The organism is Pseudomonas syringae KCTC 12500 (assembly GCF_000507185.2).
Classification (GTDB): Bacteria; Pseudomonadota; Gammaproteobacteria; order Pseudomonadales; family Pseudomonadaceae; genus Aquipseudomonas; species Aquipseudomonas syringae.
Genome location: NZ_AYTM02000002.1, coordinates 3,601,466 through 3,625,437, shown reverse-complemented (window position 1 = coordinate 3,625,437; position 23,972 = coordinate 3,601,466). Strand labels below are relative to the sequence as shown.

Annotated in this window: 25 protein-coding genes and 1 tRNA gene; 20 read left to right on the top strand and 6 right to left on the bottom strand. The window is 59.0% G+C overall.

Annotated features, from left to right (window positions below; all coding sequences use genetic code 11):
• Positions 1 to 6: 6 nt before the first annotated feature.
• The 8 genes from phrB to V476_RS16450 are packed head-to-tail and all read left to right on the top strand — an operon-like array spanning position 7 to position 6,767.
• Positions 7 to 1,455: a deoxyribodipyrimidine photo-lyase gene (gene phrB / locus V476_RS16485; protein ID WP_024959474.1), complete on the top strand. Its 1,449-nt coding sequence runs from the start codon at positions 7 to 9 to the stop codon at positions 1,453 to 1,455.
• Entirely contained in the window at positions 1,448 to 1,870 is a 423-nt protein-coding gene (locus V476_RS16480; protein WP_024959473.1) for a nuclear transport factor 2 family protein, read from the top strand. Before phrB ends, V476_RS16480 begins: the two co-directional genes overlap by 8 nt.
• On the top strand, positions 1,867 to 2,655 hold the full coding sequence (locus V476_RS16475; protein ID WP_024959472.1) for an SDR family NAD(P)-dependent oxidoreductase: 789 nt from the start codon (positions 1,867 to 1,869) through the stop codon (positions 2,653 to 2,655). Before V476_RS16480 ends, V476_RS16475 begins: the two co-directional genes overlap by 4 nt.
• Complete coding sequence (locus V476_RS16470) at positions 2,652 to 3,899, top strand: NAD(P)/FAD-dependent oxidoreductase (RefSeq protein WP_024959471.1); 1,248 nt, start codon at positions 2,652 to 2,654, stop codon at positions 3,897 to 3,899. Before V476_RS16475 ends, V476_RS16470 begins: the two co-directional genes overlap by 4 nt.
• On the top strand, positions 3,896 to 4,696 hold the full coding sequence (locus tag V476_RS16465) for a DUF1365 domain-containing protein (protein ID WP_024959470.1): 801 nt from the start codon (positions 3,896 to 3,898) through the stop codon (positions 4,694 to 4,696). The genes V476_RS16470 and V476_RS16465 overlap by 4 nt, the downstream gene beginning before the upstream one ends.
• A complete protein-coding gene (locus V476_RS16460; RefSeq protein WP_017277944.1) occupies positions 4,683 to 5,951 on the top strand; it encodes an SAM-dependent methyltransferase in 1,269 nt (422 codons plus the stop codon). Before V476_RS16465 ends, V476_RS16460 begins: the two co-directional genes overlap by 14 nt.
• Complete coding sequence (locus tag V476_RS16455) at positions 5,944 to 6,453, top strand: DUF2878 domain-containing protein (RefSeq protein ID WP_003318232.1); 510 nt, start codon at positions 5,944 to 5,946, stop codon at positions 6,451 to 6,453. Before V476_RS16460 ends, V476_RS16455 begins: the two co-directional genes overlap by 8 nt.
• On the top strand, positions 6,408 to 6,767 hold the full coding sequence (locus tag V476_RS16450) for a YkgJ family cysteine cluster protein (protein ID WP_373365891.1): 360 nt from the start codon (positions 6,408 to 6,410) through the stop codon (positions 6,765 to 6,767). The genes V476_RS16455 and V476_RS16450 overlap by 46 nt, the downstream gene beginning before the upstream one ends.
• A 306-nt stretch (positions 6,768 to 7,073) precedes the next feature.
• On the opposite strand, the gene V476_RS16445 is transcribed toward V476_RS16450, so the two are convergent.
• The 6 genes from V476_RS16445 to hemA all read right to left on the bottom strand — a co-directional run bounded on the left by V476_RS16445 (position 7,074) and on the right by hemA (position 12,472).
• Positions 7,074 to 7,592 carry an acyloxyacyl hydrolase gene (locus V476_RS16445; protein WP_011266736.1) on the bottom strand — a complete coding sequence of 173 codons (519 nt, stop codon included), beginning with the start codon at positions 7,590 to 7,592 and terminating at the stop codon, positions 7,074 to 7,076.
• Positions 7,593 to 7,709: 117 nt separating this feature from the next.
• The gene (gene murI, locus V476_RS16440) at positions 7,710 to 8,525 is read right to left on the bottom strand and encodes a glutamate racemase (protein ID WP_024959469.1); all 816 of its coding nucleotides are present in this window, start codon (positions 8,523 to 8,525) and stop codon (positions 7,710 to 7,712) included.
• Positions 8,518 to 9,288 (bottom strand): molybdopterin-synthase adenylyltransferase MoeB, encoded by a 771-nt coding sequence (locus tag V476_RS16435; RefSeq protein ID WP_161780146.1) that lies wholly within the window; start codon positions 9,286 to 9,288, stop codon positions 8,518 to 8,520. Before V476_RS16435 ends, murI begins: the two co-directional genes overlap by 8 nt.
• Positions 9,282 to 10,115, bottom strand: coding sequence for a peptide chain release factor N(5)-glutamine methyltransferase (prmC, locus tag V476_RS16430; RefSeq protein ID WP_003408643.1), 834 nt, complete (start codon positions 10,113 to 10,115; stop codon positions 9,282 to 9,284). Before prmC ends, V476_RS16435 begins: the two co-directional genes overlap by 7 nt.
• A complete protein-coding gene (prfA, locus tag V476_RS16425; protein WP_003317120.1) occupies positions 10,116 to 11,198 on the bottom strand; it encodes a peptide chain release factor 1 in 1,083 nt (360 codons plus the stop codon).
• Positions 11,195 to 12,472 (bottom strand): glutamyl-tRNA reductase, encoded by a 1,278-nt coding sequence (gene hemA, locus V476_RS16420; RefSeq protein WP_003317121.1) that lies wholly within the window; start codon positions 12,470 to 12,472, stop codon positions 11,195 to 11,197. Before hemA ends, prfA begins: the two co-directional genes overlap by 4 nt.
• Positions 12,473 to 12,698: 226 nt before the next feature.
• Here hemA and V476_RS16415 point away from each other — a divergent pair, with 226 nt between their 5' ends.
• From V476_RS16415 to V476_RS16360, 12 genes are all read left to right on the top strand, one after another.
• Positions 12,699 to 14,426, top strand: coding sequence for a tetratricopeptide repeat protein (locus tag V476_RS16415; RefSeq protein ID WP_074907579.1), 1,728 nt, complete (start codon positions 12,699 to 12,701; stop codon positions 14,424 to 14,426).
• Between the two features lie 4 nt (positions 14,427 to 14,430).
• The gene (gene lolB / locus V476_RS16410; protein ID WP_003345270.1) at positions 14,431 to 15,048 is read left to right on the top strand and encodes a lipoprotein insertase outer membrane protein LolB; all 618 of its coding nucleotides are present in this window, start codon (positions 14,431 to 14,433) and stop codon (positions 15,046 to 15,048) included.
• A 2-nt stretch (positions 15,049 to 15,050) separates the two neighbouring features.
• Positions 15,051 to 15,899, top strand: coding sequence for a 4-(cytidine 5'-diphospho)-2-C-methyl-D-erythritol kinase (ispE, locus tag V476_RS16405; protein WP_003421686.1), 849 nt, complete (start codon positions 15,051 to 15,053; stop codon positions 15,897 to 15,899).
• 37 nt (positions 15,900 to 15,936) lie between these two features.
• Positions 15,937 to 16,011 (top strand) — tRNA-Gln (locus V476_RS16400).
• Positions 16,012 to 16,056: 45 nt separating this feature from the next.
• Complete coding sequence (locus V476_RS16395) at positions 16,057 to 16,998, top strand: ribose-phosphate pyrophosphokinase (RefSeq protein WP_003317125.1); 942 nt, start codon at positions 16,057 to 16,059, stop codon at positions 16,996 to 16,998.
• A gap of 124 nt (positions 16,999 to 17,122) precedes the next feature.
• Positions 17,123 to 17,737: a 50S ribosomal protein L25/general stress protein Ctc gene (locus tag V476_RS16390; RefSeq protein ID WP_003317126.1), complete on the top strand. Its 615-nt coding sequence runs from the start codon at positions 17,123 to 17,125 to the stop codon at positions 17,735 to 17,737.
• Positions 17,738 to 17,901: 164 nt separating this feature from the next.
• Complete coding sequence (gene pth / locus V476_RS16385; RefSeq protein WP_003317127.1) at positions 17,902 to 18,486, top strand: aminoacyl-tRNA hydrolase; 585 nt, start codon at positions 17,902 to 17,904, stop codon at positions 18,484 to 18,486.
• 21 nt (positions 18,487 to 18,507) lie between these two features.
• On the top strand, positions 18,508 to 19,608 hold the full coding sequence (gene ychF, locus V476_RS16380) for a redox-regulated ATPase YchF (RefSeq protein WP_024959467.1): 1,101 nt from the start codon (positions 18,508 to 18,510) through the stop codon (positions 19,606 to 19,608).
• Between the two features lie 307 nt (positions 19,609 to 19,915).
• Positions 19,916 to 20,989, top strand: a complete 1,074-nt coding sequence (rfbB, locus tag V476_RS16375) for a dTDP-glucose 4,6-dehydratase (protein WP_024959466.1) — start codon at positions 19,916 to 19,918, stop codon at positions 20,987 to 20,989.
• A complete protein-coding gene (rfbD, locus tag V476_RS16370; protein ID WP_003421682.1) occupies positions 20,989 to 21,894 on the top strand; it encodes a dTDP-4-dehydrorhamnose reductase in 906 nt (301 codons plus the stop codon). The genes rfbB and rfbD overlap by 1 nt, the downstream gene beginning before the upstream one ends.
• Complete coding sequence (rfbA, locus tag V476_RS16365; RefSeq protein WP_024959465.1) at positions 21,891 to 22,781, top strand: glucose-1-phosphate thymidylyltransferase RfbA; 891 nt, start codon at positions 21,891 to 21,893, stop codon at positions 22,779 to 22,781. Before rfbD ends, rfbA begins: the two co-directional genes overlap by 4 nt.
• Positions 22,782 to 22,822: 41 nt before the next feature.
• Entirely contained in the window at positions 22,823 to 23,734 is a 912-nt protein-coding gene (locus tag V476_RS16360; protein ID WP_024959464.1) for a glycosyltransferase family 2 protein, read from the top strand.
• Positions 23,735 to 23,972: the final 238 nt, after the last annotated feature.

Sequence of the window (23,972 nt, the reverse complement as noted above, 5' to 3'; positions counted from 1 at the left end):
CTTCTCATGCAACTGATCTGGCTGCGCAGTGACCTGCGCGCTCAAGACAACACTGCCCTGACCGCCGCCATGGAGCGCGGTCCGACGCTGGCGGTCTACCTGCTCAGTCCCGCGCAGTGGCGCAGCCATGACGATGCCGACTGCAAGGTCGACTTCTGGCTGCGCAATCTGGTCGAGCTCGAGAAGGCGCTGGGCGCGTTGAATGTTCCCTTGCTGATCCGCGAGGCGGACAGCTGGGACCAGGCGCCTGAAGTGCTGGCAAAGCTGTGCACACAGTTCAAGGTCGAGGGCCTGCACCTCAATCAGGAATACGGCATCAACGAAACTCGCCGCGACCAGGCGGTGCACAAGGCGATACAAAAAGCCGGCGTGCACTTCAATAGCTACCTTGATCAGCTGTTATTCAAGCCCGGCAGCATCCTGACCAAGACCGGCAACTATTTTCAGGTATTCACCCAGTTCAAGAAGGTCTGCTATACCCGACTGCACGAGGCCATGCCGCACCCGGTGCGCACCCCGAAAGCGCAACCGGCACAGTCGATTAAAAGCGATGCGGTTCCCGATCAGGTCAAGGGCTTTGCCACGCCCTCGAAAGCCTTGCGTGACCTGTGGCCGGCCGGTGAAGCGGAAGCCAGACGGCGCATGGACGCCTTCGCCGACGAGCAGATCAGCTACTACAAGACCGAACGCGACTTTCCGGCCAAGCCCGGCACCAGCCAGCTGTCGGCCTATCTGGCGGCTGGGGTGATTTCGCCACGCCAGTGTCTGCACGCGGCCCTGGCCAGTAATCAGGGCGAGTTCGAGACTGGCGACGTGGGCACCGTGACCTGGATCAACGAGCTATTATGGCGAGAGTTCTATAAACACACGCTGGTCGGCTACCCGCGCGTCTCGCGTCATCGCGCCTTTCGCCCGGAAACCGAGGCGTTGAAGTGGCGCGATGCCCCTGAAGAACTGCGCGCCTGGCAAGAGGCACGGACCGGGCTGCCGATCATTGACGCAGCGATGCGCCAGTTGCTGGAAACCGGATGGATGCACAATCGGCTAAGGATGGTCGTTGCGATGTTTCTCACCAAAAACCTGCTGATCGACTGGCGTGAGGGCGAGCGCTTTTTCATGCGCCACCTGATCGACGGCGACCTGGCGTCGAACAATGGCGGCTGGCAGTGGAGTTCATCCACCGGCACCGACTCGGCGCCCTACTTCCGTATTTTCAATCCGCTGTCGCAGTCGGAACGCTTCGACCCCGAAGGCGTGTTCATCAAGCGCTGGCTGCCGGAACTGGCGGATATGAATAAAAAGCAGATTCACGACCCGTCATTAATCGGTGACCTGTTTGGCGCTGCCGACTACCCGAAACCCATCGTCGACCTGAGCAAGAGCCGCGCCCGCGCCCTGGCAGCGTTCAAGGCGCTCCCGGCTCGACAGCCGGCCGCAGGAGTCGAACATGGCTGATTTCCTGCATCGCTTCGCCGAAGGTTTTGCCGCGCTGAACAAGGACAACCTTGACCAGGTTGCCGAGCTGTACAGCGAAGACGTGTCGTTCAGCGATCCGATGCACGATATCCATGGCCTTGCCGCCATGCGCCGCTATTTCGGCGAGCTGTACGCCAACGTCCAGGACCTGCGTTTCGACTTCCACGCCTTCGACGAAGTGCGCCCCGGCGAGGGCTATCTGGTCTGGACCATGAGTTATTCGCATCCGCGTCTGGCCGCCGGCCGGACAATTCAAGTAGAAGGCTGTTCGCACCTGAAGTGGCGCGACAAGGTTTATCGACACCGGGACTACTTCGATGCCGGTGCATTGCTCTACGAACATCTGCCCATCATGGGTCGAGTCATCCATTGGTTGAAGAAGAGGTTGGGATGAGCACTCCTGTTGCACGACGCATCTGGTTGACCGGGGCAAGCAGCGGCATTGGCCTGGCGCTGGCCAAAGAACTGCTCAACGCCGGTCATCGGCTCGCGCTGACCGCCCGCACGCTTGAGCCATTGCAGAACCTTGCGAACGTTTATCCCACGCAGGTGCTGCTGGTGACCGGTGACATCACCGACCCCGAGCAAGTCAAGGCGATTACCGACGACATCGCCCAGCAATGGGGAGCCCTGGATACAGCCATCTTCAACGCCGGCACCTGCGAATACATCGATGCCCGGCAGTTTGAAGCGGCCATGGTCGAACGCGTGGTGCGTACCAACCTGCTGGCCAGCAGTTACTGCATCGAGCACGCGTTGCCGCTGCTGCGCAAAGGTCATCAGCCGCACCTGGTCGGTGTGGCCAGTGCGGTGACCTACCTGGCCCTGCCCCGCGCCGAAGCCTACGGCGCGTCGAAGGCCGGCCTGCGTTATCTGCTCGAAGCGCTGCGTCTGGACCTGGCCAGCGAAAACATCGACGTGACAGTGGTCAGCCCTGGGTTCGTCGACACACCGCTGACGCAGAAAAACGATTTCCCCATGCCGATGCGCTGGCCTGTCGAAAAGGCAGCCAAGCACATCGCCAGCAAACTCGGGCGCAACAAACGCCCACTGGATATCGCCTTTCCGGCGCTGTTCATCTTCAGCATGAGCTTACTGGCCCTGCTTCCGGCACGCGCCCGACTCGCCCTCGGTAAACGCATGGCGCGCAGCGAATCGTCGAATAAGGACGCGCAATGAAGATCGCAGTCATTGGCAGCGGGATCGCTGGCCTGACCAGTGCCTACCTGCTCAACCGCGCGCATGAGGTGACCGTGTTCGAGTCTTCGGACTGGATCGGCGGGCACACTCACACGGTGGACGTGCAGGTCGAGGGCCGCGCCTACGCCATTGACACCGGTTTCATTGTCTTCAACGACTGGACCTACCCCAACTTCATTCGCCTGCTAGGCCAGCTGGGTGTCGGCTTCCAGCCTGCGGAAATGAGCTTTTCGGTGCATGATCCGCGCACTGGCGTGGAATATAACGGCAATAACCTCAACAGCCTGTTCGCCCAGCGCAGCAATCTGCTGTCGCCGCGGTTCTGGGGCATGCTGCGCGATATCCTGCGTTTCAATCGCCAATCGGTCGATGATCTGGAAAACCAGCGCATAGCGGCAGATACCACGCTGGGCGAGTACCTGAAGACCGGCGGTTATGGCCAGCGCTTCATCGATCATTACATCGTGCCCATGGGCGCGGCGATCTGGTCGATGTCGCTGGCCGACATGCTCGGCTTCCCGCTGCAGTTCTTCGTGCGCTTTTTCAAGAATCACGGTCTGCTCTCGGTCACGCATAGGCCGCAATGGTGCGTGATTCAGGGCGGCTCCCGCAGTTATGTGGAACCGCTGACAGCCTCGTTCCGCGAGCGCATTCGTCTGTCGTGCCCGGTCACACGTGTCGAGCGTGACCGCGAAGGTGTGACGCTGCACAGCACCATGGGCAGCGAACGTTTCGACAAGGTGGTGTTTGCCTGCCACAGCGATCAGGCCCTGGCCCTGCTGGCGCAGCCATCGAGTGCCGAGCAGTCGATTCTCGGCGCGCTGCGCTATGCCGAAAACGATGTGGTGATGCACACCGACGCGCGACTGCTGCCCAAGCGCAAACTGGCCTGGGCGAGCTGGAACTATCGCTTGGGCGGCGGCGAACAGCAGTCGGCCGCCGTCACCTATGACATGAACATTCTGCAAGGGATCGAGAGCGACACGACGTTCTGCGTCAGCCTCAACCAGACTGCGGCCATTGACCCGGCCAAAATCCTCGGCCGCTACCGCTACGCCCATCCGCAATACAGCCTCGATGCGATCGCTGCACAGGCGCGCTGGGAGGAAATCAATGGTGTGGATAACACCTGGTACTGCGGCGCCTACTGGGCCAATGGCTTTCACGAAGACGGCGTGGTCAGCGGCCTGCGTGTCGCCCAGGCCTTTGGTGAAACGCTGTGAACAGCGCCCTCTACAGTGGCTGGATCAGCCACCGGCGGTTTGCACCGCGCGCCCATGAGTTCACCTATCGGATAGGCCTGCTCTATCTGGATCTGGATGAACAGGACAGCGTGTTGGGGCTCTCCCCACTGGCAGGCCGGGGGCGTTTTGCGCCGTTCTCGTTTCGTGAGCGAGACTATCTGCCAGAGCTGACCGGGCAAGGGCTGACGCTCATCGAGGCGGTCCGCGAGCGGGTCAGCAAAGCATTGGGGCGCACTCCCTCGGGTCGCGTCTGCCTGCTGACCCAGGCACGCAGCTGGGGCCTGTCGTTCAACCCGGTGAGTTTTTTCTACTGCCATGAGGCCGACGGCACACTGGCCGGCATTCTGTGTGAAGTCACCAATACCCCGTGGGGCGAGCGCTACAGCTACGTGCTGCCCGCCACGGGTGAAGGCCATCAGCATTTTGCCGTGGCCAAGGCCTTTCATGTTTCACCGTTCCTGCCACGTGATCTCGAATACCGCATGAGCTTCAGCCAGCCCGCCGAACGGATCGGTGTGCACATGGCTGACTGGCAAGGCGAGTTGAAGATGTTTGACGCCACGCTCAATCTGACCCGCCAGAATCTGAACCGCAAGACGCTGCATCGCTATCTGATCGCTTATCCATGGATGACCGCGAAAACCTGTCTGGCCATTTATTGGCAGGCCATGCGCCTGTTGGTCAAACGCATACCGATCTTTTCCCATCAGGCCGCTGACGGCGAGTACCGTGCTGCCGCCGTGCAATCCAAGGACTCACTCCATGAAAAGCAGTAGCAGTAGTTTTTCTGCCAATCTGGGCACCAATGGTTTGACTGCCAACCTCCTGCGCCGAGGTGTGCTGCGGCAACTCGCAGGACTGCGCAACGGCCAGTTGGTGATTGTCGAACGGGGTGAGCGCCATGTGTTCGGCAAGAACGGCGCGCTGATTCAGGCTGAAATCCATATTCTGGACTCGGCAGCCTGGGGCATGGTCGCCAGCAACGGTTCCATCGGTGCGGGCGAGGCCTTCATTCACGGCTACTGGACGACACCAGACCTGACGGCGGTGGTCCGGGTGTTTGTCAGCAATCTGGATGTGCTGGATGCGATGGAGGGCGGAATGGCGCGCCTGACCCGCCCGCTGATTCACGCACTGCACTGGCTCAACCGCAACACACGCGAAGGCTCGCAGAAAAACATCGCGGCCCACTACGACCTGGGCAACACGTTGTTCGAGCAGTTTCTCGACCCGACGATGATGTACTCAGCTGCGCAGTTCCTCAGCGAAGACGACACGCTGGAGCAGGCGCAATTGAACAAGCTCGAGCGCATCTGTCAGAAACTCGCCCTGAAACCCACCGATCACCTGCTGGAAATCGGCACCGGCTGGGGCAGCATGGCTATTTACGCTGCGCAGCACTACGGCTGCCAGGTGACCACCACGACCCTGTCCAAGGAACAGTTCGCCTACACCGAGCGACGGTTGATCGAACTGGGCCTGCAGGATCGGGTGACGCTGATGCTGACCGACTACCGTGACCTGACCGGTGAGTACGACAAGCTGGTGTCCATCGAGATGATCGAGGCGGTCGGCCATCGCTTCCTGCCCACCTACTTCAAGCAATGCGCGAACCTGCTGAAAAGCAACGGCATGATGCTGCTGCAGGCGATCACCATCCGCGAGCAGCGTTACGCACAAGCCAAAAGCAATGTGGACTTCATCCAGCGTTACATTTTTCCCGGTGGCGCGCTGCCCTCGGTGGCGAAGATGCTCGACATCGTCGGCAGCGATACCGACATGAACCTGCTGCACATGGAAGATTTCGGCTTGCACTACGCGCGCACCCTGCGCCTGTGGCACGACAACTTCAAAGACGCTCACGGCAAACTCGCCGAACTGGGTTACGACGAGCATTTCCTGCGCCTGTGGGAGTTTTACCTGTGTTACTGCGAAGGCGGCTTCCTGGAGCGGACCATTGGCACCGCACAACTGCTGCTCGCCAAACCCGAAGCGCTGCGCGAACCCTTGCTTGGCCGCTTCAATGCTTAAATCTATCGCCAATGCGCTGTTGTTTCAGATCGGCTGGTTCGCCTGCGTATTGGGCGGCAACAGTTTCTGGCTGCTGATCGCTGTCGGCGTCCTGGCCGTGCATTTTCTGTGGATCAGCTCATGGGCAGCCGAAGGCCGGCTGATTCTGACCGTGACCTTGATCGGAATCGTGCTGGACAGTGCCTTGATGACACTCGGCGTTTTTGATTTCGGCACGGGCGGCTATCTCTTGCCACTGTGGCTGGCGCTGTTGTGGGCGGTGCTGGGCACCACGCTCAATCATTGCCTGGCCTGGACAGCGAAGCCGCTATGGCGCGCAGTCGTGCTGGGCGCTATTGGCGGTCCGATGTCGTACTATGCCGGCTCGCAATTGGCACAGGTCCACCTTCCCCTCGGAGTGTGGCCAGGCATGCTGGTGCTGGGCCTGGTCTGGGCGGGTGTATTTCCCCTGCTGCAATGGCTGGCAGCCCGCGCCGCCAGACACTCGGGAGAACCGCTCTGAACGCTACACTCATTCCGCTCGCAGTGATCCACGGCGAAGAACCGGCAGTCACTTGTTCGACCTGCGCAGCCTGCTGCTGCCAGCTGGAAGTGATGCTGATCACCGACACGGGCGTGCCTGAGCGTTACATCGATACCGATGAGTGGGGTGGCGAGGTCATGCTGCGTCTGGATGACGGCTGGTGCGCTGCGCTGGATCGCAACACGATGATGTGTACGATCTACGAGAAACGCCCGTTGATCTGTCGTGAATTCGAAGCGGGTGCGGAAGATTGCCTGAACGAGCGCAAAGGGATTGCGACGGCTTATCTTTGATTCATCACTATCGTCCCCACGCGCTGTGCTAAGCGTTATACACAAATCTGTTCTTGATTCTGGCCGAAGGCCGTAGGAGCGGACCGGGCGACGCTTCGCTTGTTCGCGAAGGCGTCAGTTCAGACGAAGTATTTTCGGTGAATATACCGGCCCTTTCGCGAACAAGTTCGCTCCTACGCCCTGCGGGCAGAAGCCTGAAAGCGCCGTCACCCGGGCTCTTCTGCGGGGGGGGGGGGGATGGTCCGGAGCGGAGCGTCACGAAATGCATGCCAACGCGGGGCGCTGGCATGAGAGGCAGCTGTTTTATCAGAACGGCATCTTGTAGTGCAGTGCGTAGCTTTCTATACCATCGTTCGGCTCTTTGATGCCGGCGTTGGAGTAGTGGGTCGCACGGATACCGACTTCATGCCCGCCCGCGAAGCGCAGACCAAAACCGATACGGTCTTCGAAGTTGAAGGCAGAGCCGAATTTGCGGTCTTCAACCTGAGTGTTGGAGAACACCGAGACGCCGATACCGGCTTCTAAGTATGGCTTGACGTTGCCGTTGCCGAACTCGTAGACCAGAACCGGGGAGAACGACAGGCTGTGGTTATCCTTGTAGTCCTTGCCATCCCAGTAGGTGTAAGCGCCATCCCAGTAGCCGGTCAGACGACCGATGTCGCTTTGTAGCCAGGTTTTATCCCAATCAAACTGCACGCCCAGACGATAAGTCATGGTCGACTCGCCGGTCTGACCGACCGAAAACTCAACACCATCAGCCTGCGCGATTGAAGCTTGCCCTGCCAAAGCGGCCGCAATCACGGCCAGGCAAAAGAGTCTCTTCATGAGAAACGTCCTAAATATATTAAATTGTACGAAAAGTGTTGGAATTCATCAGCCGCTTTTATAGAAGCCGCGGGGGCAACGTTAGTTCACCCTAAAAGCGCCTTTTTCACGTTTTTTTTACAAACGGAAGCTTCTCACATTGCCGACGCTTTGCGACAAAAAAGGTAGGATTTTTCTGAAATTGTCCGGTATGTCACTAGACCAATACACAGTATCTCGGGAGACACCACTGGCAAGCAGGCCGGACCGCGCCAAAAGACGCCGCAGTTGCCGCGCCACCGCGGCTCCGGTATCGATCAGGGTGACCGATTCGGGGAGCATTTCGCGCAGCAATGGCTTGAGAAACGGATAGTGCGTGCAGCCCAGAATGATCGTGTCACAGCGCGCTGCCAGTAATGGCTCGACATAGTGCTGCAGCAACTGACGGATTTGCGGGCTTAACAGGTCGCCGGTTTCGATCAGTTCGACCAGCCCGGGACACGGCTGGGTCACGACCCGCACATCGTTGGCAAAACGGTCCAGCAAGGCCGCAAAGCGGGCGCTTTGTAGCGTTCCGGTGGTCGCCAGCACACCGACAACGCCGCTGCGGGTCGCCTCGGCAGCCGGTTTGACCGCTGGCTCCATGCCGACAATCGGCCAATCCGGGTAGCGCTGACGTAGGTGCGACACACCTGCTGCCGTGGCCGTGTTGCAGGCGACGACCAGCGCCTTGGCACCCTGCTCGCGGAAAAACCCGGCAATCGTCAGGCACCGCTCGATGATGAATTCGGGAGTCTTTTCGCCGTAGGGAATGTGTCCGCAGTCCGCCAGATACAGGAGCGACTCACTGGGCAACAACTGACGGACTTCATTGAGCACTGACAGACCACCGACCCCGGAATCGAAGATTCCGACCGGTGCATCGCTGCCATGGCTCATATGCACGTCAAACATCCTCGTCCTGCACGCTGGCCGGACCGCAGACGCTGCACGCCGGGTCACGCTTGACCTTCAGTTCACGGAAACGCGTGCTCAAGGCGTCGATCAATAACAGCCGACCGACCATGGGCTCGCCGAAGCCGGCCAGCAGTTTCAACGCCTCCAGCGCCTGCAGGCTGCCAACCAGACCGACCAGCGGCCCGATGACACCGGCCTCGCTGCAGGTCAGTTCGGCTTCGCTGCCATGCCCGTACAGACAATGGTAACAAGGGCTGTCCGCACGACGCGGATCGAACACCGACAACTGCCCTTCGAGCTGGATGGCCGCCCCGCTGACCAACGGCTTGCCGGCAGCGACACAGGCGGCATTGACCGCTTCGCGGGTGGCGAAATTATCCGAGCAGTCCAGCACCAGATCGACAGCCTGCACCGCCGCGCCCAGTGAGTCGGTATCCAGCGCCGTACGATGAGCGACAAGGGTGATCTCGGGATTGATCGCGGTGAGCCGGGCGATGGCCGAGTCTACCTTGGCCTGTCCGATGCTCTGAGTGTCGTGGATGATCTGGCGTTGCAGGTTGGTCAGGTCGACGTGATCGAAATCCGCCAGATGCAGTTCGCCGACCCCTGCGGCGGCTAGATACAGAGCCACCGGCGAGCCAAGCCCGCCGACGCCCACGATCAGCGCACGACTTTGCTTGAGTCGCAGCTGGCCGTCGATATCAACGTGTTGCAGCAGAATCTGGCGACTGTAGCGCAGCAGCTCCTGGTCACTCAGCACGGCTTGCATCCGAAGGTGATGCGCTCATGCTCGCCCAGATCACGGCGGGTCTGAATGCGCTCGAAGCCCTGGCGAATCAGCAGCTCACGCACCGCAGGCCCCTGATCGTAGCCGTGCTCCAGCAGCAGCCAGCCATCCGCGTTGAGGTGTGCAGGCGCCTGTTCGATGATCGTGCGCAAGTCATCCAGCCCGTCGGAACCGGCCACCAGCGCACTGCTCGGCTCAAAACGCACGTCGCCAGCCGACAGATGCGGATCGGCGTCGGAGATGTACGGCGGGTTGCTGATGATCAGGTCGAACTGTCGACCTTGCAGGCCACTGAACCAGTGGCTTTCGAAGACTTCGGCGTTGTTCAGTTGCAAGCGCTGCCGATTGCGTTCGGCCAAGGCGACGGCCTCTGGCACACGGTCAACCGCGGTGACCTTCCATTGCTGGCGTTCGTTGGCCAACGCCAGCGCAATCGCGCCGGTGCCGGTGCCGAGGTCCAGCACCTGAGCCGGCGCGAAGGCAGGCACCAGTTCCAGTGCCGCCTCGACCAGCATTTCGGTCTCGGGGCGCGGGATCAACGTGTGCGGAGCGACTTCTAGGTCAAGTTTCCAGAAGCCCTGCTGGCCGAGGATGTAAGCGACCGGCTCGCCTTTGCGGCGGCGCTCCATGTAGCCGGCGAATGCCACTGCGGCTTCGGTGCTGACGATGCGCTCGGGCCAGGTGTGCAGGAAACTGCGCGGTTTGCCCAGCGCTGCCGCCAGCAGCAACTCGGCATCAAGCCGTGCAGTGGGTGAATCGGGAAGCTCGGCGCTTCTGAGTACACTTGCGATGATGGTCATTTACTCACCCAGTGCCGCAAGTTGATCAGCCTGATATTCAGCGAGTAGCGGCTCTATCACTGCATCGACTCCGCCCGCCAGAACTTCATCCAGCGAATACAAAGTCAGGTTCACGCGGTGATCCGTCACTCGCCCCTGAGGGAAGTTATACGTACGTATGCGCTCGGACCGATCGCCCGAGCCGACCAGCAGCTTGCGTTCGCTGGCAATGGCATTGGCCGCCGCGCTGGTCTGCTGATCATTCAGTTTGGCAGATAGCCAGGACATTGCCCGGGCTCTGTTCTTGTGCTGCGAACGCTCTTCCTGGCACTCGACGACAATACCCGACGGCAAGTGGGTGATGCGGATCGCCGAGTCGGTCTTGTTGACGTGCTGACCACCGGCACCCGAAGAACGATAGGTGTCGACCCGCAGGTCGGCAGGGTTGATCTCGATCGCCTGCTGCTCGTCAGGCTCCGGCAACACCGCCACCGTACAGGCAGAGGTATGGATGCGACCCTGGGATTCGGTCTCCGGAACACGCTGCACACGGTGCGCGCCGGACTCGAATTTCAGCTTGCCGTAGACGCTGTCACCCTCGACGCGCGCAATGACTTCCTTGTAGCCGCCATGCTCGCCTTCGTTTTCGGAAAGAATCTCGACCCGCCAGCCACGCCGCTCGGCGTAACGCGAATACATGCGGAACAGGTCGCCGGAGAAGATCGCCGCTTCGTCACCGCCGGTGCCCGCGCGGATTTCCAGAAACACGTTACGACCGTCATTCGGGTCCTTGGGCAGCAGCATGCGCTGCAATTGCGCTTCCAGCTCGACCAGTTGCTGCTTGGTTTCGCGAACTTCCTCGACGGCCATTTCGCGCATGTCCGGATCACTGTCCTTGAGCAGCGCCTGTGCGCCCTCCAGATCACCCTGCACCCTGAGCAACTGCGCATAGAGCGTAACGACCGGCTCCACTTCGGCGTATTCACGGGAATAGGCGCGAAAGCGTGTCTGATCGCTGATGACTTCCGCGTCGCCAAGCAGCGCGGTCAGTTCCTCGAAACGGTCGCTGAGCACATCCAGCTTATTGAGCAGTGAAGCTTTCATTGCGGGGTTTTATCCGTCGAGCCCTCACCGAGGGCAAATAGTTCCTGGGCCATGGCCAGCGCATCGACGCGGCCTTCGGCAGACAGCTTCTTGAGCTGCACGCTGGGTGCATGCAGCAATTTGTTGGTCAGGCCACGCGCCAGCTGGATCAGTACGTCCTCGGCATTGCTGCCGTTGGCCAGCATACGTTGCGCCTTGCTCAGCTCTTCGTCACGCAGCCGTTCGCTTTGCTGACGATAGGCGCGCAGCACGTCGACTGCAGCCAGTTCGCGCAGGCGCGACATGAAGTCCTCGGCACCCACGCTGACCAGTTGCTCGGCGGCCAGCGCCGCGCCCTGACGGCTCTTGAGATTCTCTGCCACCACTTCATGCAGGTCATCGACGCTGTACAGGTAAACATCGTCCAGCTCGCCGACTTCAGGCTCGATATCCCGCGGTACGGCGATATCGACCATGAAAATCGGTTTGTGCTTGCGCAGCTTCAGCGCACTTTCCACGGCGCCCTTGCCCAGAATCGGCAACTGGCTGGCCGTCGAGCTGATCACGATATCGCTGTTGACCAGTTCCGCCGGGATGTCCGACAACAGCACCGCGTGCGCACCGAACTCGGCGGCAAGCATGCTGGCGCGTTCCAGCGTACGGTTGGCAACCACGATACGCTTGACGCCCAGATCATGCAGATGCCGGGCGACCAGCGTAATGGTCTCGCCTGCACCGATCAACAAGGCCTGGCTGCGTTGCAAGTCACTGAAAATCTGTTTCGCCAGGCTGACTGCGGCAAAGGCCACAGAGACCGGGTTTTCGCCGATGGCGGTGTCGGTACGCACCTGTTTGGCGGCGCTGAACGTCGCCTGGAACAGTCGACCGAGCAATGGCCCGACCGTGCCAGCTTCGCGGGCAACGGCGTAGGCGGACTTCATCTGGCCGAGAATCTGCGGCTCGCCGAGCACCAGCGAATCGAGCCCCGAGGCTACACGCATCATGTGCCGCACGGCAGCGTCATCTTCATGCACGTAGGCACTGGCGCGCAGCTCTTCAAGGCTGAGGTGATGATAATTGGCGAGCCAGGCAAGAATACTGTCCGCGCCGAGGTGCTCGTGTTCGATGTACAACTCGCTGCGGTTGCAGGTCGAAAGGATCGCAGCCTCGCGGCTTTCCGTCAGTTGGCAGAGCTGCTGCAATGCCTCGACCAGCTGTTCCGGGGTAAATGCCACACGCTCGCGAACGTCGACCGAGGCGGTCTTATGGTTGATACCGAGTGCAAGGAAGGCCATTCAGGGTCGCAGGTGGTGACGTGAAGCCGGTAATTGTCCTACTTCGATAAGCTCAGAACAACCACCACATATTATTGTCCCACTACAATCGCTCGTCGCAGACCGTGCTTTTGGGTCCGCGACACTGCAAACACACGCATTGCATCAGTTTTTCCGACGGCTGTGGGTTTTGCCAACAGCCTTGTGTCATGATGCTCCCACCGCAGGTAAGCCGCCCTTCTTATATATGAATAGATCCTCCGCGTTGTTCCTTGCTCTTGCCTTTCTAGGCGGCTGTCAGTCCATGACCCCCGCCTCGTCACAGCCTGTGCCCGCTCAAAAGGACGCCCCGCCCGCGCCTGAAGCCAAGCCGCAGGTCTATGGCTCGTTCACTCAGGACACCCTGGTCAGCCTGTTGAGTGCGGAGCTGGCTGGCCAGCGCAACCGCTTCGACATCGCCCTGGACAACTACGTGACCCAGGCGATCAAGACTCAGGACCCGGGGGTCTCGGAGCGCGCTTATCAGATTGCCGAGTACATGGGTGCCGATCAGTCGGCGCTGGATACCGCACTGATCTGGGCGAGGAACGCACCGGGCAATCTTGAAGCGCAACGAGCCGCCGCCATCCAACTGGCGCGCGCCGGGCGTTACGACGACTCCCTTGTGTACATGGAGAGGGTCCTGCAAGGCCAGGGCGACACGCACTTCGATTTTCTGGCCCTGTCGGCGGCCGAAACAGATCCGGACACCCGCAATGGTCTGCTCAAGAGCTTTGACCGACTGCTGGGCAAATACCCGAACAACGGCCAGCTGATTTTCGGCAAGGCGCTGTTGCTACAACAGAACGGCGATTCCGAACAGTCGCTGAAACTGCTCGAAGACAACCCGCCCAAAGAAGGCGAAATCGCGCCGATCCTGCTCCACGCCCGTCTGCTGCAAAGCATGAACCGAGGCAAGGAAGCGGTGCCCCTGCTGGAAAAAAGCATCAAGAAATACCCCGACGACAAGCGTCTGCGCCTGACCTATGCGCGCATGCTCGTCGAGCAGAACCGTATGGAAGACGCCAAAGTGCAGTTTTCTGCGCTCTTGCAGCAGTATCCGGATGATGACGAACTGCGCTTCTCGCTGGCCCTGGTGTGCCTTGAAGCCAAGGCCTGGGACGAAGCGGCAGGTTATCTGGAGGAACTGATCGCCCGTGGCGCGCATGTCGATTCGGCGCACTTGAATCTGGGCCGCATCCACGAAGAGCGCGATGACCCGCAAAGCGCGCTCAACGAATACGCTCAGGTAGGCCCCGGCCCGGACTTCCTGGCAGCGCAATTGCGCCAGGCCGATATTCTGGTCAGCAACGGTAACGGTGCCGAAGCCGCCAAACGGCTGTCCGAAGCCCGCGCCGAAGAGCCCGATTATGCTGTGCAGTTGTACCTGATCGAAGCCGAAACACTGACCAGCAATGATCAGCTGGATCGTGGCTGGCAGGTATTGAATCAGGCGCTCAAGCAATACCCGGACGACGCCAACCTGCTGTACACCCGCGCCATGCTGGCTGAAAAACGCAATGATCTGGCGCAGATGGAAAAAGACCTGCGGACCATCATCAAGCGCGAACCGGAAAATGCCATGGCGCTGAATGCGCTGGGCTACACGCTTTCCGATCGGACCACGCGTTATACCGAAGCCCGCGAACTGATCGAAAAAGCCCACAAGATCAGCCCTGACGATCCGGCAGTGCTCGACAGCCTTGGCTGGGTGAACTACCGCCTGGGCAATCTGGACGATGCCGAGCGCTACCTGCGTCAGGCACTCGAGCGCTTCCCCGACCACGAAGTCGCCGCCCACCTGGGCGAAGTACTCTGGGCCAAGGGCGAGCAACGCGAAGCCAAAAAAGTCTGGGCCAAGGCCCTGGAACAACAACCCGACAGTACCGTCCTGCGCAGCACACTGCGACGCCTGACCGGATCAGAGACCCTTTGACGTTATGTTTTTGCGCCACGTATTAGTATTCAGCCTCATCGCCCTGCTCACCGGCTGCGCCGGCCTCACCTCCCGCGAAGCCGTTCAGGGCAAGGGTGACCCCGCGCAATGGCGCGAGCACAAACAACAACTGAGCAGCCTCGATGGCTGGCAGATCAACGGCAAGGTCGGTATCCGCGCCCCGAAAGACTCCGGCAGCGGCACCCTGTTCTGGCTGCAGCGCCAGGATTACTACGATATCCGCCTGTCCGGCCCGCTCGGTCGTGGCGCAGCGCGCCTGACCGGCAGGCCCGGCGCAGTGGTGCTCGAAGTCGCCAATCAGGGCCGTTACGAAGCCACCTCGCCAGAATCACTGCTGCAGGATCAACTGGGCTGGAAACTGCCCGTGTCTCACCTTGTATGGTGGGTACGCGGTCTGCCCGCACCGGATAGCAAAAGCAACCTGACACTCGATGGCGACAGCCGGCTGGCCAGCCTTGAACAGGATGGCTGGCAGGTGGAATACCTCAGCTATGTCGAGCAGAACGGTTATTGGCTGCCGGAGCGCGTCAAGCTGCACGGGCAGGACCTGGATGTCACGCTGGTCATCAAGGACTGGCAGCCTCGCAAACTGGGGCAATGAGCATGAGCACGCCACAACTGGTTTTGCCTGCCCCGGCAAAACTCAACCTCATGCTGCACATTCTGGGACGTCGTCCTGACGGTTATCACGAACTGCAGACCCTGTTTCAGTTTCTCGATTACGGCGACGAACTGGGTTTTACCGTTCGCGAAGATGGCGAGATCCGCCTGCAGACCGATGTTCCCGGCGTCCCGCACGACAGCAACCTGATCGTCAAAGCCGCCCGCGCCCTGCAAAAACAGTCCGGCTGCACACTGGGCATGGACATCTGGCTGGAAAAACGCCTGCCCATGGGTGGCGGCATCGGTGGCGGCAGCTCGGATGCAGCGACCACCCTGCTCGCCCTGAATCATTTATGGCAGCTCGGCTGGGATGAGGATCGTCTGGCGCAACTGGGGCTGACGCTGGGCGCCGATGTACCGGTTTTCGTGCGTGGACATGCCGCTTTTGCTGAGGGCGTCGGCGAAATTCTCACCCCGGTTGACCCGGAAGAACCCTGGTATTTGGTGCTCGTCCCGCAAGTATCTGTAAGTACAGCAGAAATTTTTTCAGATCCGTTGTTGACACGCGACACGCCGCCCATTAAAGTGCGCCCCGTTCCCAAGGGAAACAGTCGAAATGACTGTAAGGCGGTTGTAGAGAGGCGTTACCCAGAAGTACGTAACGCTTTGAATTTGTTAGGTAAATTTACCGAAGCAAAATTAACCGGAACTGGAAGTTGTGTGTTTGGGGCCTTCCCAAACAAAGCTGAAGCTGATAAAGTCTCGGCCCTTCTTACAGAGACCCTTACGGGGTTCGTAGCGAAAGGAAGCAACATCTCGATGTTGCATCGCAAGCTGCAAATTCTGTAGCAGGAATTGAGTGCCAGGCACTCGATTGATTCAATACAGGGGCGTCGCCAAGCGGTAAGGCAGCAGGTTTTGATCCTGCCATGCGTTGGTTCGAATCCAGCCGCCCCTGCCATTTTCTATACTCATCCAGGTTACCCTCAGCCTCTAGGTACTGCGCGTGTCCAAGATGATGGTCTTTACGGGGAATGCCAACCCCGATCTCGCTCGGCGTGTAGTACGTCAGCTGCATATCCCACTGGGTGATGTTTCTGTTGGAAAATTCTCCGACGGCGAAATCAGCACTGAGATTAATGAAAACGTCCGCGGTAAAGACGTCTTTATCATTCAGCCGACCTGCGCACCCACGAACGACAACCTGATGGAACTCGTCGTGATGGCTGATGCCTTCCGTCGCTCCTCAGCGTCCCGAATCACTGCTGTGATTCCCTACTTTGGTTATGCCCGCCAGGATCGCCGTCCGCGCTCCGCACGTGTGGCCATCAGCGCAAAAGTTGTCGCTGATATGCTGACCGTAGTGGGAATCGACCGTGTGCTCACGGTTGATCTTCATGCTGACCAGATTCAGGGCTTCTTCGACATTCCGGTAGATAACATCTACGGCTCCCCCGTTCTGGTGGATGACATCGAAGATCAGCGCTTTGAAAACCTGATGATCGTTTCCCCGGATATCGGCGGTGTCGTGCGTGCACGTGCTGTCGCCAAATCCCTGGGTGTCGATCTCGGTATCATCGACAAACGCCGTGAGAAAGCCAATCACTCCGAAGTGATGCATATCATTGGTGATGTCGAAGGGCGTACCTGCATTCTGGTCGATGACATGGTCGATACCGCCGGCACGCTGTGCCACGCGGCCAAGGCCCTGAAAGAGCATGGTGCTGCCAAGGTCTTCGCCTACTGCACACACCCTGTGCTGTCGGGTCGGGCGATCGAAAACATTGAAAATTCCGTGCTGGACGAACTGGTGGTGACCAACACCATCCCGCTGTCCGCTGCTGCTCAAGCCTGTGGCCGTATCCGTCAACTGGATATTGCCCCGGTAGTCGCCGAAGCGGTTCGCCGCATCAGCAACGAAGAATCGATCAGCGCGATGTTCCGTTAACTGACATCACGCAGACGAAAAGCGCCCCGCCCTGACATCCGGTCAGGGCGGGGCTTTTTTGCCCATACCATCCGAGCGCTGGTCGCAAACGCAACGGTGGATGTGGTTAATTTGGAGATACAACATGAACGAATTTACCCTGAATGCAGAACAGCGTTCCGACCTGGGGAAAGGTGCGAGCCGCCGCCTGCGTCGTCTCGCTAGCCTGGTTCCAGCTGTCGTCTACGGTGGCGACAAAGCCCCTGAGTCCATCAGCATGCTGGCCAAAGAAGTTGCCAAACTGCTCGAAAACGATGCGGCCTACAGCCACATCATCGAGCTGAACGTTGGTGGCAAGAAGCAAAACGTCATCATCAAGGCGCTGCAACGTCACCCGGCCAAAGGCCACGTGATGCACGCTGACTTCGTGCGCGTTATTGCCGGCCAGAAACTGACCGCAATCGTGCCGATCCACTTCCTGAACGAAGAAGCTCCGGTCAAGAAAGGCGGCGAGATCTCGCACACTACCACTGAACTGGAAGTGACCTGCCTGCCGAAAGACCTGCCTGAGTTCATCGAAGTTGATCTGGGCGCGCTGGAAGTAGGTGACAACGTTCACCTGTCCGAACTGAAAGCCCCTAAAGGCGTTGAGTTCGTCGCTTTGGCACACGGTACTGACCTGGCAATCGCCAACGTCCACGCACCGCGTATCGTCAAAGACGAAGAAGAAGGTGAAGCTGAAGAAGGCGCTGCCGAGTAATTCATTACTTGGTAACGTCGGAGTTGCTCAGGGAACATCGCGAGCGATAGCAGGCAAAGCGGGCGAGATCGCTGAGTTTACATCATGGTAAATGAGCAGTTTTCGTCCACATTGCCGCTGTCGCCAGCGGTTCAACCCTCAACTCCAAAGGAAGAGCCCCTGTCGTGACCGCCATACAACTGATCGTGGGCCTGGGAAATCCAGGCGCCGAATACGAACAGACCCGGCATAACGCAGGGGCTTTTTTTGTTGAGCGTATTGCTGCGGCGCAACGAGTCAACCTCGTTCCCGAGCGCAAATTCTTTGGCCTGACCGGGCGCTTCACGCACCAGGGTCAGGATGTTCGTCTGCTGATTCCCACCACGTACATGAACCGCAGCGGCCAGGCTGTCGCGGCACTCGCCGGCTTTTATCGCATCCCGGTCGAGTCGATTCTGGTGGCGCATGACGAACTTGACCTGCCTCCGGGCGTTGCCAAACTCAAAGTGGGCGGCGGCCATGGCGGTCATAACGGGCTGCGCGACATCATTGCGCAGCTCGGCAACCAGAACACATTTCATCGCTTGCGGCTTGGCATTGGCCACCCGGGCGATGCCAGCAAGGTATCCGGCTTTGTCTTGGGTCGAGCGCCACGCGCCGAACAGGAAAAACTGGACGCCAGTATCGACTTTGCCCTCGGCGTGCTGCCGGATATCTTCGCCGGTGAATGGAACCGGGCGATGAAAAACCTGCACAGCCAGAAGGCCTGACATCACTCGAGGGGAAACACCATGGGATTCAATTGCGGCATCGTCGGCCTGCCTAACGTCGGCAAGTCCACCCTGTTCAACGCCCTGACCAAATCTGGTATCGCGGCCGAGAACTTCCCCTTCTGCACCATCGAACCGAACAGCGGTATCGTGCCGATGCCCGATCCGCGCCTGGCGGCCCTGGCAGCCATCGTCAACCCGAAACGCATCCTGCCGACCACCATGGAGTTCGTCGACATCGCCGGCCTCGTGGCAGGCGCCTCGAAGGGCGAAGGCCTGGGCAACAAGTTTCTCGCCAACATCCGCGAGACCGATGCCATCGCCCACGTGGTGCGCTGCTTTGAAGACGAGAACGTGATTCACGTTTCCAACAGCGTCGACCCCAAGCGCGACATCGAGATCATCGATCTGGAACTGATCTTCGCCGACCTCGACAGCTGCGAGAAGCAACTGCAAAAGGTCACTCGCAACGCCAAGGGCGGCGACAAGGAAGCAGTGGTCCAGAAAGGCCTGCTGGAACAGTTGATTGCACACTTCAGCGAAGGCAAGCCTGCACGCAGCCTGATGAAGAGCATGAGCAACGACGAGAAAACCACCATCCGTGGCTTCCACCTGCTGACCACCAAGCCGGTCATGTACATCGCCAACGTCGCCGAAGACGGTTTCGAGAACAACCCGCTGCTGGACGTGGTCCGTGCCATCGCCGAAGAAGAAGGCGCAATGCTGGTGCCGGTCTGCAACAAGATCGAAGCCGAAATCGCCGAGCTCGATGACGGCGAAGAGAAGGACATGTTCCTCGAAGCCCTGGGCCTCGAAGAACCCGGCCTGAACCGCGTGATTCGCGCTGGCTACGAAATGCTCCACCTGCAGACCTACTTCACCGCAGGCGTCGAAGAAGTCCGCGCCTGGACCGTCCGCGTCGGTGCCACCGCACCACAAGCCGCAGGCGTGATCCACACCGACTTCGAAAAAGGCTTCATCCGCGCCGAAGTGGTGGCGTATGACGACTTCATCCAGTTCAAGGGTGAGTCAGGCGCCAAGGAAGCCGGCAAGTGGCGTCTGGAAGGCAAGGAATACATCGTTAAAGACGGTGATGTGATGCATTTCCGGTTTAACGTGTAAGCATCACGCACACCCAGGGGGCGCTCGGCAAGAGCGCGCTCCGATTACCGCGAAAGCCCCATTATCTGGGGCTTTCGCGTTTTTATGCACTGCCATGCTCAAACGCTCCACACTATCGCAGGCACCCTCAAATTTTTTGATGGGGATGTCTGTTTTTATATGTAAAATGTCGTTTTTTAACTGTCGCTCATCCACGTCATTTAAACATTCCTGTTTAACGCAGCAGATGTCTGAAAGACGGAGGCCGATCAGCGATTGTTTCCACGGACCGGGCAGAGCCTTGTCACAACTCAAGGTAGATACTCTTTTGAAGATCTTAGTAACAGGCGGTGCAGGCTTCATCGGTTCGGCGGTCATCCGGCACATCATTGCCAACACAACCGATTCCGTCGTTAACGTCGACAAGCTGACCTATGCAGGCAACCTTGAGTCACTGCAGTCGGCCGATCAAAGCGATCGCTACGCATTTGAGCATGTCGATATCTGCAACCGTGAGGACGTGGATCGGGTGTTCAAAGAACATCAGCCCGATGCCGTCATGCACCTGGCAGCTGAATCGCATGTCGATCGCTCGATCACCGGCCCTTCGGAGTTTATCCAGACCAACATCATCGGCACCTATACGCTGCTTGAAGCTGCGCGTGGCTACTGGAGCCAACTGGACGAAACACGCAAGGCCAACTTCCGCTTTCATCATATTTCCACCGATGAAGTGTACGGCGATCTGGAAGGTCCGGAAGATCTCTTCACCGAGACAACCCCTTACCAGCCAAGCTCACCCTACTCGGCCAGCAAGGCCAGCTCTGACCACCTGGTACGCGCCTGGAGCCGCACTTACGGCTTGCCCACGCTGGTAACCAACTGCTCCAACAATTACGGCCCGTGCCACTTCCCCGAGAAGCTGATCCCGCTGATCATTCTCAATGCACTGGAAGGCAAACCGCTGCCTATCTACGGCAAAGGCGATCAGGTTCGTGACTGGCTCTACGTAGAAGACCACGCCCGCGCATTGTACAAAGTCGTCACCGAAGGCGAGATCGGCGAGACCTATAACATCGGTGGTCACAACGAGAAGCAGAACCTCGAAGTGGTCAACACTGTCTGCGCCCTGCTGGACCAACTGCGTCCGGATTCAGCCCATCGCCCGCATGCCAGCCTGATCACTTATGTGCAGGACCGCCCGGGCCATGACCTGCGCTACGCTATCGATGCCAGCAAGATTCAGCGCGAACTGGGCTGGGTACCGGAAGAAAGCTTCGAATCCGGCATCCGCAAGACCGTGCAATGGTATCTCGATAACCCGGAATGGGTTGCTCACGTCAAGAGCGGAAGCTACCAGCAATGGATCGACAAGAACTACACAGCGCGCGCCGATAAATGATGAAAATTCTTCTGCTGGGCAAAAACGGCCAGGTAGGTTGGGAGCTGCAGCGCTCGCTCGCGGTATTGGGCGAAGTAGTGGCTCTTGACCGCCATAACGTATCAACAGCCTATGGCGACCTTTGTGGCGATCTGTCTGACCTGGAAAGCCTGCGCAATACCATTCGCAGCGTGAAACCTCAGGTTATCGTCAACGCCGCAGCCTATACCGCTGTCGACAAGGCCGAAACCGAGCGTGAGCTCGCGCACAGGGTCAATGCCCTGGCCAGCCAGGTCCTTGCAGAAGAAGCGCGCACGCTGGACGCGCTATTGGTTCATTACTCGACCGACTATGTGTTCGACGGTTCGGGCAACACCGCATGGAAAGAAAGCGATGCCGTGTCGCCGGTCAACTATTACGGCGCAACCAAACTTGAAGGCGAGCAACTTATCGCTGCCTCAGGCTGCAAGCACCTGATCTTCCGTACCAGCTGGGTTTATGCGGCACGGGGCAACAACTTTGCCAAAACCATGTTGCGCCTCGCAAAAGATCGCCCGACGCTCAATGTGATCGCCGATCAGATTGGAGCGCCTACAGGTGCGGAGCTGCTGGCCGACATAGCGACGGCTGCCCTGCTTCAAACGCTGGCGAAGCCGGAGTTGTGTGGCATTTACAACCTGGCACCGGCCGGCGAAGTGTCATGGCATGCCTACGCGCAGTATGTGATTGATTTCGCCCGCGCCAACGGGGAACCCCTGGCGGTAGAAACGATCAATCCCATCGGCACGATCGAATACCCTACACCCGCGCAACGCCCTCTGAATTCGCGTCTGAACACAGAAAAGCTGCGCCACAATTTTTCTCTGCACCTGCCTGACTGGCAAAGTGGTGTAGCCCGAATGCTCATGGAAACCTTGAACAAATGACCACCATTAATCGTAAAGGCATCATCCTGGCCGGCGGCTCGGGCACTCGTCTGCACCCGCTCACCCTTGGCGTATCCAAGCAGATGCTGCCTATCTACGACAAGCCGATGATTTTTTACCCTCTTTCAGTGCTGATGCTGGCGGGGATGCGTGAAGTCCTGATCATCTCGACACCAGAAGACTTGCCAAGCTTCCGTAAGCTGTTGGGCGATGGCAGCCAGTACGGTATTCAGCTGACTTATGCTGAACAACCTACACCTGACGGTCTGGCACAGGCGTTCATCATCGGCGAAGAGTTCATCGGTGAAGATCCTTGCTGCCTGATTCTGGGCGACAACATCTTTTACGGTCAGCACTTCTCCGACAACCTGCGCTCGGCCAGCCAGCAGACCCACGGTGCGACCGTCTTCGGTTACCACGTTTCCGATCCTGAGCGATTTGGCGTTGTCGAGTTCGACGAAACCGGCCGCGCCTTGAGCATCGAAGAGAAGCCTGAAGCACCGAAGTCGAGCTATGCAGTCACCGGCCTGTACTTCTACGACAATCAGGTCGTCGAAATCGCGAAGAATATCAAGCCTTCCGAGCGCGGCGAGCTGGAAATCACTGATGTAAACCGTGCTTACCTCGAGCAGAAGAGCCTGACCGTAGAAATTCTCGGTCGTGGCTTTGCGTGGCTGGACACGGGCACTCATGAGTCGCTGCTGGAAGCGAGCCATTTCGTGCACACCATCGAGCAGCGTCAGGGCTGGAAAGTTGCCTGCCTGGAAGAGATCGCCTACACCAACGGCTGGATCACCGCCGCTCAGTTGGGTGAACAGGCTAAGAAGCTGAAGAAGACCGGCTACGGCCAGTATCTGCAGAAGCTGCTGGATCTGGGCTCGTTCTAAGACTGCAAACCTCTATCCCATACCGCAAGGCTGCGAACAGTATGTCATCTGTTTTTCCCAAGGTAGCCGTGCTGTTGGCAGCCTATAACGGTATGGCGTGGATAGAGGCGCAACTTGATTCAATCCTGACGCAGACAAACGTCTGCGTCAGCGTGTTCATCAGTGTCGATACCTCCACGGACGGCACTGAAGCATGGTGTGCTGACTACGCGCAGCGTCATGCGAATATCACCCTGCTACCGCCTGCCGGACAATTTGGCGGAGCGTCACGCAACTTCTTTCGCTTGATCCGGGATGTCGATTTCTCGACATTCGATTACGTAGCGTTCTCAGATCAGGATGATATCTGGCATCCGGACAAGCTTCAGCGCGCCGTAGCGGCTTTGGCGCCGGGTCATCATGATGCCTATTCCAGCAATGTCACCGCATTCTGGCCGGATGGTCAGCGTGTCCTGCTGGACAAGGCTCAGCCTCAGGTCCAGTGGGACTATCTGTTCGAAGCTGCAGGCCCAGGCTGCACCTATGTGATGAATCGCCGGCTTGCAGATGCCTTCAAGTCATCCCTCCTTTCCCACTGGGATGCAGCTCAGGCCGTCAGCCTGCACGACTGGTACTGTTACGCATTTGCTCGCAGTCACGGCTTCCGATGGCTTATCGATCCGGTTCCCGGCATGGACTACCGTCAACACGCCAACAATCAGGTTGGCGCCAACACCGGGCTTGCCTCACTCATCAGTCGACTGAAAAAGATTGCTGACGGTTGGTGGGCCGGGCAGGTAGTGCTGATTGGCCGGTTGATCGGAGACAGCCAACTGCATCCTGCGGGGAAACACGTGAGTACGCGGCTGTCGTTCCTGAAGCTCGCGTTCAAGGCACCGCAATGCCGCAGGAGACCGAGAGACAAGATCTTCTTCATTATTGCCTGCCTTACAGCAATGCTAAGCAAGCGTTGACTGCCAGATAGCCACTCGCGCCCTTCTGGCCCAGCCACAGCGATGCTGCCTGATTAAACCGATGTTCAGGCATCGCAACCTTCTGAAAATACGGGTTTCCAACATCTGCGCCCAAAGCCACAGAGAACTTTAGCCGCCGCATGGCCGGGCATCGGTCACAGTACCGAAACCGCTTAATTTCGCAGGGCGCCGAATGTTCTCCGGCGGTGGCTTATGTTAATGTGCAGGCCTTTGTTTT